This is a genomic window from Salmonella sp. SAL-020 (assembly GCF_017372215.1).
GTDB classification, from domain to species: domain Bacteria; phylum Pseudomonadota; class Gammaproteobacteria; order Enterobacterales; family Enterobacteriaceae; genus Salmonella; species Salmonella enterica.
The window spans coordinates 878,314-892,199 of record NZ_CP071690.1 but is presented as its reverse complement, the minus strand read 5'-3'; the positions used below and the strand labels follow the sequence as shown (position 1 = coordinate 892,199).

At 54.3% G+C, this 13,886-nt stretch carries 7 protein-coding genes and 2 tRNA genes; 3 read left to right on the top strand and 6 right to left on the bottom strand.

Annotation, left to right across the window (positions count from 1 at the left end; translation table 11 throughout):
- Nucleotides 1-41: 41 nt before the first annotated feature.
- Both tcdA and mltA read right to left on the bottom strand, forming a co-directional pair.
- Nucleotides 42-848 (bottom strand): tRNA cyclic N6-threonylcarbamoyladenosine(37) synthase TcdA, encoded by an 807-nt coding sequence (tcdA, locus tag J1G48_RS04270; protein WP_000117748.1) that lies wholly within the window; start codon nt 846-848, stop codon nt 42-44.
- 109 nt (nt 849-957) lie between these two features.
- The gene (gene mltA, locus J1G48_RS04265; protein ID WP_000678626.1) at nt 958-2,055 is read right to left on the bottom strand and encodes a murein transglycosylase A; all 1,098 of its coding nucleotides are present in this window, start codon (nt 2,053-2,055) and stop codon (nt 958-960) included.
- A 207-nt stretch (nt 2,056-2,262) separates the two neighbouring features.
- On the opposite strand from mltA, the gene J1G48_RS04260 reads away from it, so the two are divergent.
- Nucleotides 2,263-2,339 (top strand) — tRNA-Met (locus J1G48_RS04260).
- A 29-nt stretch (nt 2,340-2,368) separates the two neighbouring features.
- Nucleotides 2,369-2,445 (top strand) — tRNA-Met (locus J1G48_RS04255).
- 109 nt (nt 2,446-2,554) lie between these two features.
- Here J1G48_RS04255 and amiC read toward each other — a convergent pair.
- Nucleotides 2,555-3,808, bottom strand: a complete 1,254-nt coding sequence (amiC, locus tag J1G48_RS04250; protein WP_000011919.1) for an N-acetylmuramoyl-L-alanine amidase AmiC — start codon at nt 3,806-3,808, stop codon at nt 2,555-2,557.
- A gap of 232 nt (nt 3,809-4,040) precedes the next feature.
- On the opposite strand from amiC, the gene argA reads away from it, so the two are divergent.
- Nucleotides 4,041-5,372 carry an amino-acid N-acetyltransferase gene (argA, locus tag J1G48_RS04245; RefSeq protein ID WP_000588964.1) on the top strand — a complete coding sequence of 444 codons (1,332 nt, stop codon included), beginning with the start codon at nt 4,041-4,043 and terminating at the stop codon, nt 5,370-5,372.
- 102 nt (nt 5,373-5,474) lie between these two features.
- On the opposite strand, the gene recD is transcribed toward argA, so the two are convergent.
- From recD to ptrA, 3 genes are read right to left on the bottom strand one after another with little or no spacing between them, the layout of a single operon-like run.
- On the bottom strand, nt 5,475-7,310 hold the full coding sequence (recD, locus tag J1G48_RS04240) for an exodeoxyribonuclease V subunit alpha (RefSeq protein ID WP_000155128.1): 1,836 nt from the start codon (nt 7,308-7,310) through the stop codon (nt 5,475-5,477).
- Nucleotides 7,307-10,852: an exodeoxyribonuclease V subunit beta gene (gene recB, locus J1G48_RS04235; protein WP_001000558.1), complete on the bottom strand. Its 3,546-nt coding sequence runs from the start codon at nt 10,850-10,852 to the stop codon at nt 7,307-7,309. The genes recD and recB overlap by 4 nt, the downstream gene beginning before the upstream one ends.
- Nucleotides 10,845-13,733 (bottom strand): pitrilysin, encoded by a 2,889-nt coding sequence (gene ptrA / locus J1G48_RS04230; RefSeq protein ID WP_001138256.1) that lies wholly within the window; start codon nt 13,731-13,733, stop codon nt 10,845-10,847. Before ptrA ends, recB begins: the two co-directional genes overlap by 8 nt.
- Between the last annotated feature and the right edge of the window lie 153 nt (nt 13,734-13,886).

Sequence of the window (13,886 nt, the reverse complement as noted above, 5' to 3'; positions counted from 1 at the left end):
AGGGCCGGATACGCGTCTGCGTGACACTCCGCCCCGTCCTTTTATTCTTGTCGCGCCGCTTTAGCCATGATCTTCTTCAGCGCATGGGAAACGGCGACAAAACCGAACGTTGCCGTCACCATCGTCGCCGCGCCGAAGCCAGAGGCGCAATCCATCCGTTTTGGCCCTTCTGCGGTAGCTTTCATCGCGCATACGGAACCGTCCGCCTGTGGGTAAACCAGCGCTTCGGTGGAAAAAACACAGTCCACGCCCAGTTTACCTTTACTGTTCTTCACTACGCCAAAATTATGTTTCAATCTCTCACGCAGTTTTGCCGCCAGCGGATCCTGGATAGTTTTCGCCAAATCAGCGACCTGGATTTGCGTCGGATCGATCTGCCCGCCCGCGCCGCCTGTGGTCACTAAAGGAACCTTATATCGGCGACAGTACGCAATCAGCGCGGCTTTTGGACGAACGCTGTCAATGGCGTCAATGACATAGGTAAAACCCGCGTTCATATAACCCGCCACATTATCCGGCGTGATGAAATCATCGATAACCGTTACCCGGCACTCCGGGTTAATTTGCCGAATCCGTTCGGCCATCACTTCCGCTTTCGCCAACCCGACGTTATCACGCAACGCATGGATCTGACGGTTCGTATTGGTCACGCAGACATCGTCCATATCAATCAGCGTAATCGCGCCGATGCCCGTACGCGCCAGCGCCTCTGCCGCCCATGATCCCACCCCGCCGATTCCCACGACGCAGATATGCGCCTCAGCAAACCGCTGCAGCGCTTTTTCACCGTACAGACGCGCGGTGCCGCCAAAGCGTTGGCGCCAGGCATCACTTATCACCACTGACATATGACCTCAGAATAAAAAAAGGTGAGGTTATTCCTCACCCCTGCTCACTATTTTCAGGCCCGATAGCGATCGCGTTATCGGGCAATCCGGTTGTCGCAGAATACCACAATCAGCCGCTAAACACGTTACCGGCGCCCGGCGCGCTTTTTAACACCCAGACGCGACCATAGTGATTATACCATCCGGCACGATGCCCGGCATCCGGGCCAATTCCCTGGTAAATATCAAAGTGCTGGCCTTTAATCGCTCCGCCGACATCCAGTGCGACCATCAAACGTAGCTCATACTGACCGCTAAATTTACCGTTGTTATCCAGCAACGGTACTTCCGCCAACAAGGTCGTGCCAGGCGGAATGATGCTGCGGTCGGAGGCGACGGATGCTCGCCCAATCAGCGGTACAGCGCTGGCGCCTTTGACCGGCGCAAAAGATTGCGGCTTAAAGAAGACGAACGACGGGTTCTGCTCCAGTAATTCACGCACTTCCGCTTCGCTGTGCTTCTCTCCCCATTCGCGTATAGCCTGCATCGACATATCTTCTTTTTTCACTTCACCGCGATCGATAAGCACTTTACCAATACTGCGATAAGGCCAGCCGTTTTTACCGGCATAACTAAAGAAGTTCAGCGGACTACCGTCACCGAAATCAATATAACCGCTGCCCTGGACATCCATAATAAAGTTATCCATCAGCGAATTACTCCAGGCCAGGATGTACTTATCGCTCAGCGCGCCTGCGTAGATCTGAGCGCGGGACGGTAAGCGTCCGCGTTTTGGCGGCATACTATAGATAGGATACTGGAACGCGCCCTGGCGCGTATGGCGAGCCTGAACGACGGGCGTATAGTAGCCCGTGAACTGGACGTTACCGTAGTTGTCGGTGCCTTCCATCTGCCAGGCATCGATACCAAACTGACGCATAGTGCGCGTATCGCCTCCGGAACGTAACCAGTTCTGGACAGCGTTATAGACGTTGCTTTGATTGGTGTATAAACGCGGCGACGCGGAACGGATCTGGTTGACCTGCTCGGCAAAGTCTCCAGCATTAATCGGCGCGCCCACTGCGTCCGGCTGGTTTACCAGGGAGAAGGGCTGGGTAAATTTCCCGTCCTTATATTGCTGACCGCGATCGGTCGGTTTTGATGAACAGGCAGCCAGCATTGCCAGCATTACGCCTGTCGCCACATATTTTGCCCAACGTCCTTTCATGGTGTCTCGTCTTCTGCGTAATCGAAAGTGCCCGGTGAAGATAACAAACCGTCCGAAGTAATGAAATGCGATCGCGATCTCATTATGTAAATTCGTTTAAAAATCGTGCTATCTGCGGTGTATTTGCGCAATTCATGAGAAATTAGCGATTTATATGAAAAAAGGGTTGCAACAAAAGCTCAGCGGAGTATAGTGCGCATCCACGGACGCGGGGTGGAGCAGCCTGGTAGCTCGTCGGGCTCATAACCCGAAGGTCGTCGGTTCAAATCCGGCCCCCGCAACCAATTACAATGAGAATGCAAGTTTAGACGGACGCGGGGTGGAGCAGCCTGGTAGCTCGTCGGGCTCATAACCCGAAGGTCGTCGGTTCAAATCCGGCCCCCGCAACCAACTTAATGAACACCCTTACGGGTGTTTTTTTGTATCTGTCGTCTGGTCCGCAACGACAGTGCGGGCAGCATCCTACTTACCCGCGCAATAAACTCGCCGTCATCTCAGGTTAACTTCTTCTCGCCAGCGTCGCCCCATCGGCAAAATACGCTTTAATGCCCGCCAGAATCGACTCTGCGACCTGTTGCTGGAACGTCGCGGTCTTGAGCTTGCGTTCTTCTTCAATGTTACTGATAAACGCCGTCTCGACCAGAATAGACGGAATATCGGGCGCCTTTAACACCGCAAACCCCGCCTGCTCGACCTTGTTTTTATGCAGGTCATTAATTTTACCAAGCTGCTTCAACACCGCTTTACCGAATTTCAAACTATCGGCAATGGTCAGCGATTGCACCATATCGAACATCGTATGGTCGACATAACGGTCACCGCTTTTGCTCACGCCGCCAATTAAGTCCGAGGCGTTCTGCGTTTGCGCCAGATATTTCGCCGCGGTACTGGTGGCGCCTTTGGTCGATAGCGCGAATACGGATGAACCGCTAGGCTGCCGGCTGGTGAAGGCATCCGCATGAATAGAGACAAACAGGTCGGCGCGCTGTTTCTGCGCTTTCGCCACCCGGACTTTTAACGGAATGAAGATGTCTTCATTGCGCGTCATATAGACCTTCATGTTGCCTTCTTTTTCGATCAACGCGCGCAGGCGGCGGGCTATCTGGAGCACCACGTCTTTTTCACGCGTTTTGTATTTGCCTATCGCGCCGGGGTCTTCGCCGCCGTGTCCCGGATCAAGCATAATGACAATGGGACGATCGCGCCCCGCTTTACCGGGCTGCGGCCCGCTTTGCGAAGGCGGCACCTGTTTATCCAGATCGCCTTTATTGTAGTCTTCCAGCAGCGCCAGCAGCGGATCCTGCATATCCTGCGCATTGGCAGGATAAAGATCCATCACCAGACGTTCTTTAAAGCCTGCCACAGGCGCCAGCGCAAATAGCTGCGGCTTCACGTTTTGTTTTAGCTCAAAGACCATACGCACAGTCTTAGGATCAAACTGCCCTACCCTTGCGGATTTGATATACGGATCGTCGCTGCGAATCTGCGCGCCAATGCCTTTAAGCACCGAGTTCAGATTCACATCCTCAATATCTACTACCACGCGGTCCGGGTTACTTAAGGCAAATTGTTTATATTTCAGCAGACGATTCGACTCTACCGTGACGCGGGTATAGCTGGACGCAGGCCAGATACGCACCGCAACGACCTGGCTTACGGCAGCCAGCCCGACCTGGCTCACGCTTAATAGCCACATGGCGCCCGCGCCTTGTAGTAAACGGCGACGGCTGATTGCTGAATTGGCTCCCGACATGCTTCTCCCGAGCAAAAACTAAATAGAGATCATACAAAGTTCATCCAAATTGACCGGAAACTTTAGCGAATGACGCATAATCTGTCATCTATAAAAGGGTAAACATTCTTTTTATATTCACGGCATTACTAAGAAAAGCGATCGGACCGCATAAAATTTACGCTTGCACAGAGGGCAAAAACAGAATAAAAATACACTAATTTCGAATAATAATTCACTAGTGGGGCGCGCAATGATAAAGGAACGTAAAACCGAACTGGTAGAAGGGTTTCGCCATTCAGTTCCCTATATCAACACCCATCGCGGAAAAACCTTTGTCATTATGCTCGGCGGCGAAGCCATTGAGCATGACAATTTTTCCAGCATCGTTAGCGATATCGGGCTACTGCATAGCCTCGGTATTCGCCTTGTCGTGGTGTATGGCGCGCGACCGCAAATCGACGCCAATCTGGCCGCGCATCATCATGAACCGATTTACCACAAAAACACGCGGGTGACGGACGCCAAAGCACTGGAGCTGGTGAAACAGGCCGCCGGTTTACTCCAGCTTGATATTACCGCCCGTCTGTCGATGAGTCTGAACAATACGCCGTTGCAGGGCGCGCACATTAATGTCGTCAGCGGCAATTTCACCATTGCGCAGCCGCTGGGCGTTGATGATGGCGTGGACTACTGTCATAGCGGCCGTATCCGGCGCATTGATGAAGATGCGATCAACCGCCAGTTGGATAACGGCGCGATCGTTCTGATGGGGCCGGTCGCCGTCTCAGTGACCGGCGAAAGTTTTAATCTGACCTCAGAAGAGATTGCCACTCAACTCGCCGTTAAACTGAAAGCGGAAAAAATGATCGGTTTCTGTTCTTCTCAGGGCGTTACCAATAGCGAGGGCGGCATCATTTCTGAACTCTTCCCGAATGAAGCACAGGCGCGGGTGGAAGAGTTGGAAGCGCAGGGCGATTACAACTCCGGAACCGTACGTTTTTTGCGCGGCGCGGTAAAAGCCTGTCGTAGCGGCGTTCGTCGTTGCCATCTGATCAGCTATCAGGAAGATGGCTCGCTATTACAGGAATTGTTCTCGCGTGACGGTATCGGTACGCAGATCGTCATGGAGAGCGCCGAGCAGATCCGCCGCGCTACCATCAACGATATTGGCGGTATTCTGGAGCTTATCCGCCCACTGGAACAGCAGGGCATTCTGGTACGCCGTTCCCGTGAACAACTGGAGATGGAGATCGATAAATTTACCATTATTCAGCGCGATAATATGACTATCGCCTGCGCGGCGCTGTATCCTTTTGTGGAAGAGAAAATAGGCGAAATGGCCTGCGTAGCGGTACATCCGGATTACCGCAGCTCATCGCGTGGAGAAGTGCTTCTGGAGCGGGTTGCCGCCCAGGCGCGGCAAATGGGGCTGCGTAAATTGTTTGTGCTGACGACGCGCAGTATTCACTGGTTCCAGGAGCGCGGTTTCACGCCTGTCGATATTGAGTTACTGCCTGAGAGCAAGAAAAAAATGTATAACTATCAGCGACGTTCAAAGGTGCTGATGGCGGATTTAGGGTAACGAGGGAGGCCTGATGGCGCTGCGCTTATCAGGCCTACGCTCGAAAGCATCATTTGGAGGCCGGATAAGACGCTACGCGTCGCCATCCGGCGAGAACTCGTCTTATCCGGTACGACTGACTTCATCAAATAAGGTGGCTAGCCCGCTGCGCCGCTCCGTACGCGTCACAATCGCGCCTGCCAGGATCCGTTCATCGGCATACAGCGATAACCGCCGCCGCGCTCGCGTAACAGCGGTATACACCAGCTCCCGCGTCACGACCGGCGAACGCTGGCTGGGTAAAATCAGCGCGGCGTGATCAAATTCAGACCCCTGTGATTTATGTACCGTCATCGCCCAGGTTGTATCATGTTCCGGCAGACGGCTGGGCTGAACGGACTTGATCGTGCCGTCCGGCATCACAAACCAGACGCGTAACCCCTGCCCGCGATCGAGCGCAATACCAATATCGCCGTTAAATAGCCCCAACGCGCTATCGTTGCGCGCAATCATTACCGGACGCCCTTCGTACCAGCGAGAATGCGGGTGCCGCTGAATTTTTCGTTGCTGCACCATCGCCTGCTCAATGCGGTCATTCAATCCCCTCACGCCAAATGGGCCTTCGCGCAGCGCACAAAGCAGTTGATACTCATTGAAAGCCTGAAGGATTGCCTCCGGCGTCGCTTTTTCATGCAGCAACCGCAGGTAGCGACCATAGCCCGCCAGCGCTTCATCCAGCATCCCGGCATAATCGTCGCTGCTTTGCAATGTACGCTTCTCTATATCGCTAAACCCCTGCTGAAAAACAGCCTGGATTGCCGACCTGTCGCCGCAGTTAATTGCCGCCGCCAGCTTGCCGATGCCAGAATCGCTGCCGAAACGATAGCTCTTTTGCAACAAACAGAGGCTATCGCGTAAAGATGCGGCTTGCGTTCCGGCCCCCGCCGGAATGGCGCTACCAGTGAGTCGACTTAGCTGTCGGGCGCGTTCCGCCGTAAACCCTGCGTTGACATAGGCGCAAATATCGCCCAACACAGCGCCCGCCTCAACGGATGCCAACTGATCGCGATCGCCAAGAAAAATGACCCGCCCGTGCGGCGGCAGAGCGTCAATCAAACGTGACATCATCGGCAAATCAATCATTGATGCTTCATCGACCACCAGCACGTCCAGATGTAGCGGGTTGCCCGCATGATGGCGTAATCGCTGGCTGCCGGGCTGTGCGCCTAGCAGTCGGTGCAGCGTACTGGCGTCCTCCGGTATACGCTTTTTCTGCGCATCGGTAAGTGGAAGCTGACGCAACGCCGCGCCGAGCGACTCCGTCAGGCGTGCGGCCGCTTTCCCGGTCGGCGCTGCCAGCCGGATACGGCAACGTTCGCCATCCGCCATTTGAATTAATGCCGCCAGCAGCTTCGCGACGGTGGTGGTTTTACCGGTGCCGGGACCGCCTGAAATCACGGAGATACGGCGAGTTAGCGCTACGGCGGCGGCCACCTTTTGCCAGTTCACCTCGTCTGTCGGAGGGAATAGCGCGTCCAGAATACGGGATAACTGATCTTCATCTACGGCGATGGCCTGGTTAACCTCGTTAAAAAAGCGCGCAACCGTACGTTCGTTGCACCACATGCGATTCAGGTAGAGACGCTCGCCGCACAGAATTAACGGCGCGGGGCTATCGCCGCAGCTAACCGCCGCAGACGCCAGTAACCGCTTTTTCCAGTCGATTGGCGTAGCCGTTTCGCTTATACAGGCGACCAGTAAGGGATGCGCCTCCTCCGTTAACGTTAAACGCGACAACGGCAGACACACGTGACCTTCACCTGCGTCATGACTAAGCAGCGCTGCCGCCAGCGTCACGGCGGGATCGTCGTTACCGGCGACGGTTAAAGCAAACTGGGCATCAATGGGCCGTAAGAGTTTTTGTTCAACGGCCTCCAGCAACCGCTCCTGGATTGTCATTGCGCCTCCTCACTCATTTCACCTGCAAACATATCATCCAGTTGGTTAATTAACGCCGCCGCAGGGCGAGTGGTAAAAATACCCTGCTGCGGACGTTCGCTATCCACCCCGCGTAAAAAGAGATAGATGACGCCGCCGAAATGGCGTTCATAGTCGTAATTCGCCATGCGATGACGAAGGTAACGATGCAATGCCAGCGTATAAAGCTGGTACTGCAAATCATAGCGATGCGCCTGCATCGCCGTAGCCATCGCCGCCTGGGTATAAGCGGCGCTATCCTCGCCCAGCCAGTTAGATTTATAGTCGAGCAGGTAATAGCGCCCCTCATAACGAAAAACCAGGTCGATAAAGCCCTTTAACATGCCGCGAACCTGCATGAAATCCAGCGCAGGGCAACCTGCTGAAAGCGGGTCGTATCGACGAATCAACGCATCCAGCTCTCCGGCGGTAAGCGGCTGGGCAATCGGCAGATAAAACTCCATTTCGACCTGTTTTTCACGCTCGGTCAGCACGCTCAGACTAACGCCCGTCTCGTTAAGGGGAACGTGCAACACGGTGTCCAGCCAGCGGGTAAGTACGGGCTCCCATCGCGTCTCAAAACCACTCAGCTCCAGTTTTTCCTGTACCCATTGGGGGTTTATCGGTTGAGTAAAATCAAGCTCTTCAAACAGGTTGTGCAAAAATGTTCCCGGCGATGCCCCGCGAGGAAAGTGATGCGGCGTCATTGCCGGCGCTTCCGCCGCTTCGCCAACGCCTGCGGCGTCAATGTCGAGACGAGGAATAAGATCTTGCGCCACGCTATGTCCCCGCTGCTGCAAACCGGAATAACTGGTGACGCGCCAGCTATCATAAAGCAGGCGTTGCAGCGTTCTGGCACTGAGTTCCGCGTGCGATGCAGCGGCAATTTGCCAGCGGTCGTTATCCGTATTGCCTGGCGTTCGACACACGATATCCTCGTCGCATAGCGCCTCAATACAGGCGCGAAGGCCTGCGGCATCCATCGGTTCGCCTTTTTGCAGGAGTCGCCCAAGCGCGCTTTGGTGCACATCCGTCTCTCCTTTCTTATCGCTACGACGCCGCACCAGCGGCGCGACGCCGAGGCTGCAATGCCACACTGCACGGGTCAGCGCGACATAAAGTAGGCGCAGGTCTTCCGCCAGGCGTTCGGCTTCCGCCAGTGCTATGCTCTCTTCGGCGTGACTAAGGTCCAGCACCGCCTCGTAGGAGTGCCTGTCGTGATAAAAAGCCTGGTCCTGCACGCGGAAATGGGTGATAAAAGGTAACCAGACCAGCGGGTATTCCAGACCTTTCGATTTATGAATGGTGACGATTTGCACCAGATGCTTATCGCTTTCCAGACGTAGTTGCTGGCTGGAAGCATTGCTATCGGGTTCAAGGATATGCTGCGCCAGCCAACGCACCAGCGCATGTTCGCTTTCCAGCTGCGAACCGGCTTCCTGTAACAGCTCGCTAATATGCAAAATATCCGTCAGCCGACGTTCGCCTCCCGCCGTCGCCAGCAGGTTTTCAGCAATATTGCGCGCCGACATTAGCGCGCGCAGCATAGGCATCACGCCGCGTTTATGCCAAATCTGTCGGTAGCCATCAAACTCTTCGACAACCGCATCCCACGCATTTTCATCATTGTTAAGCGTTTCGATATCCAGCGCGGTAAGGCCCATCATTGATGTCGCCAAAGCGCTACGCAGCGTATTCTCACGTTCGGGCGCCATCACCGCCTGCAACACCCACAGCATCTCCTGCGCTTCGAGCGTTTCGAATACGCTGTCGCGGTTAGAAAGATAGACGGAGGGGATCGCCAGTAAGGTCAGCGCATCCCGTATCAGCGCGGCTTCCCGCCTGCTGCGCACCAACACGCTGATATCCGAGGCACGAACGGGCCGCGACGAATCGCCGTTCGTCAGCAGCGCGTCGCCCGTTTGCCCGGCACGCAGCCAGTCGCGAATTTGCGTGGCGCACACCTGCGCCATATAACTTTGATAATCGCCCGAACCGCAGCTTTCCCCCTCCATTAGCCACAGGGTCATCGCCGGTTGAGGCGCGTCATTCACTTTAAATTGCAGCGACTGGTTTCTGGGCGCAAACTTTACCGGACTGAAGGGAATATCGCGGAACATAAAGGCGTCGTTCATCTGACTGAACAGCTTGTTAACGCTATTCACCATCCCCGGCGCGGAGCGCCAGTTAGTGTCAAGCGTATAGTGCGCGCTCACTTCGCTGCGAGCCTTCATGTAGGTGAAGATATCCGCGCCACGAAACGCATAAATCGCCTGTTTAGGATCGCCAATCAGCAATAGCGCCGTATCGGGTTGATGTCGCCAGATACGGCGAAAAATACGGTACTGTTGTGGGTCGGTATCCTGAAATTCATCGATCATCGCCACCGGAAAACGGGTACGAATCGCCGCAGCCAGCGCCTCGCCGCTTTCACTACGCAGCGCGGTATCTAAACGGCTGAGCATATCGTCAAACCCCAGCTCGCCGCGCCGGCGTTTTTCCTGAGCCACCGTTTCACGGATCTCTGATAGCGCTCGGGTAAGAACCAGATCTTTAATCGATAGCGGTTCGCCCAACAGGTTATCAATGGCGACAAACAATGGGTGCTGGGGCGTCACGCCGCCAGCTTTGGTGCGCTCAGCTAAAAAACGCTGTGAAAATTTTCCCAACGCCTCGGGTAATTGATAGTTTTTCGTCTCTTCTTGCGCCCACGCGGTGATCTTTTCGATCCATTTCGCCTGATTGCCGCGGTTGAACTTTCTGCGATCGATGCCGGATGATTCGATCAGCGCGTCCAGCTCGCTAACCGCCTCACACCACTGCTGCTTCACCTGGTTGATGCGCGCCAGGATCTGTTCATGACGCGATGCCAGCGTCTCCTCCTGCGATGGCGGCGCTTTAATGACCGGCGCTTCGCCCTGCAGATAACGATCGATATCCTTTAAGAGCGCCTTCGGTCCCTTCCACACGTCAAACACCACCTGCGCGATGTCGCGCGGCAGCGGATAGCAATGACGCCGCCAGAAATCGGCGCAGGCCTGATAACGCAACAAAGATTCGTCTTCAATAAGCTGTTGCTCAAACAACATACCGGATTCGAAAGCGTTCAGGCTGAGCATACGCTGGCAAAAACCGTGGATGGTAAAGACCGCGGCCTCGTCCATTTGTCGTTCTGCCAGTAATAACCACTGCGCGGCCTGCTTTTTGTCGCTAATTTCTTCCAGCAAGCGGGCATACAGCGGATTATCCGTGCTTTCCCGCAGACAGGCGATGCGCAACTCATGGATATTACTGCGGATGCGCCCACGCAGCTCTTCAGTGGCGGCCTCCGTAAAGGTTACCACCAGCAGTTCTTCAACGGTCAACGGACGGGGAAATGCGGTGCTGCCGCCTAAACCGAGCAGTAGCCGCAGATACAGCGCCGCGATAGTAAACGTTTTGCCTGTGCCCGCTGATGCTTCAATCAAACGCTCGCCTGTAAGGGGCAAGCGCAGAGGATCAAGAGTCTCGGCGACATCATTCATTCTTTTCGCTCATTAGAGGTAACGTTTGCTGCAAAGCGCTGACGTTATCCCACACTTTCCAGCCTGTCGGATGCACGTATTCTGCTTTTCCATTCTGGCTACCGGCAATCTGTGACAATATTGCCATACCTTGTGGTTCCACCACCGCCTGGTGGAAGAAATCGGCAAGCTTTTGTGGCGTCAGCAATTTTATCTGAGCGATGATTTTATCACGCGAGTCAAAGCGCATATTACCCCGATCGAAATCCTTGCTTAAACGGGATGCTTCTTCGCCCAACGTTTGCGGCGCCTGGCGCATTTGCGTAATGATCGCCTGCTGAATTTGGGCGAACTCTTCCGGCTTCATCGCCCTCAGCTTCGCCTCGGCGTCAGGGAAAAATGCCTGATAGCGTTGCCACAGGTAAGAGGGCTGTTTATCGTTGCTCTGTAGCAGGAATCCCATTCCCCACTGACGGCCAACGCTCATCGGAAAGGCGAAAACAGCGTATCCCAGTTGCTCTTCGGTTCGTAGCTGATTGTAAAACCACGGTTGAACAATCTGACCTAACATCGCGCTGTAGGCGGCGCTGACGTACTCGTCGTAGCCGACCGGGACAAAGACCGCTGCTAACGCGGAGTCGGTGCTACTGCCCGCTTTTTCAAATATTACGGACTGCTTTTTCTCAACCACCACGTCTTTGTTACGACACCACGCCGATCCGTTCGCCGCGAGCTGTTTTTGGACATCTTGCGCCAGAGAGGTCGCCTGGGCTTCGCTCATATTCCCTATAACCAGAAATTCCGGACGAGCGCCCGTTTTTAACGCATTACGATAGGCCATCACCTCTTTTAACGTAATGGACGGCAGCAAAGCGCGACGTTCATCACGGGAAAAATAAGGCACCTGCGAAATCATCTGCACCGGCATAATCGCCTGTTCGTAGGCTTTTCCCTTCTCCGCAGAATCCATCATCTGCGTATACCAGGATTTCGCCTGCGCCAGCTGTTCCTCCGTGGCGTCGTAGCTAAAATATCCTTCCAGCAGCGCCAGGAAAAGCTGCGGCAAACGCTGGGTATAACCGTTCGCAGTGACCATCAGACCATTGTTGGCGTTAGTGGAAAAGCTAATGCCGCCCACTGCCGCCTGGTTGCTGAGCTGATCGAGCGCCATTCCCGCCAGATAATCATTAAGGGCGAACAGTACCTGATTGCGGGCGCTGTCCATCGCCTGCGGGTTACGCAATACCACGCTCACGTCAGCTTTTGGCTCGCTGGCGAAATAACGACTCGGCGCATAAACCACGCGCAAATCCGCTTTATCGACAATCAGTTCTGGCCGCACGTAGTTTTTGTCATTCTTAACAAGCGAAAAATCATCAGGAATATAGGGGTTTAACTCCGGCAGCGACAACGCAATGCCCTGTGCTTTTTGCTGCCAGTTTTTAAACGTCTGTTCGCTAATCTTATCGACCTGATAAGGCGCATCCACAAAATACGCAATCTTATTATGGGGTTCCTGGGGACTGATGTACCAGATGCGCGCATTCTGCGGCGTCATCATCGCCAGGCGATTTTTGATAGCGGCAGGATCGTAACGATCGGCGATATTCGCCGCATCCAGCGTATGCGCTACCGGGACGCGGATCATAGTGTCCGCCAGCCACTCGACATAGTCCATATCGCGGGTAATCGACGGATAGCGGAAGTCGAGATCCAGCACATGCGCCAGCTCGTCAAAGTAACGTTTATCTATCCCTTTTTCACGTAACGTATTGAGATAGCTAAAGATAGCTGCGACGACTTCATCACGATTGGCCAAACCTTTATCAGTCAGCGTTGCCGAAATGGCAAATACGCCGCTGTTACCATTAACAATCGGATCGGAATCCGCGCTAATACCTTCGACCAGTCCTTGTTTTTGCAGCCAGTCAGAGAGCGTCCCCGGGCTACGATTGCCAATCAGATAAGAGACCAGTTCATCGGTCTTGCTACGGAACTGCGCGCTATTGTTATCAATACGAAACTCCACGCGCAGCACTTTACGCGGTAGCGCCGGCACGTAATGAATAATGATGCCCTTCTGCGCCTCGGTGATGACAGGTACGGTAATTTCCGGTTTTTTAATCTGTTTATTCGGCACGCGACCATAGGTTGCGGCGGCAATACTCGCCAGTTCCGGCAAGGGTTTATTACTGTAAATCACCGCCTTCATCAGATTAGATGAATAGTATTTTTCATGAAAAGCGATCAACGCCTGTTGCACCGGATTTCCCGGCTTATCGCTTAGCGTTTCCAGATTGCCGCCAGAAAAGTGCGAGCCTGGATGCGCCGGGTTAATGGTTTCGGCGCTTACCTGCGCCATACGCATACCGTCGCGGGTGCGCGCCATCGTCAGCTCGGCATTCACCGCGTTTCGTTCGCGTTCGGCATACTTTTTATTGAGCAATGGCGCGGCAATGGCGTCGGCCAGTCGATCTACGGCACCTGGAAGCGCGTCGTTTTCAACCTCCAGGTAGAAGGCTGTTCGATAAGGCGCGGTGCTGGCGTTGTGGCTACCGCCATGTCTTTTAAGGTATTCGGCAAGGCTATCCGCCTGCGGATATTTTTTTGACCCCATCAGGCACATATGCTCAAGATAATGAGCAAGCCCCTGATGAGCCTCAGGATCTTCAAGCGATCCAACGGGCACCACTAACGCTGAAAGCGACTTTACAGCCTGCGGATCGGATACGAGCAACACCACCATGTCATTATCAAGACGTATCGCCTGATACTGCCGGGTATCTTTATCGCTTTTACGGATAGTTTCTTGCAGCGGTTGCCAACCGATATCCGCCTGAACTGCAGGCCCCCAGAGGGCGACCAATAACAATAACGCTTTGAACCAGGTGCTGCGGGGCATTCACGGACCTCATCATTAACTTTCATTCCCACTCATCTGTATGGTCACGTAAACCATCGACCTGAGCGGAACGGGATATTATTGTGCTGAACCAGGCAGCATTTTTTTATCAGTAATCAGTCCGTGACGAAGAGCGCATCATAGTCGAAGCCT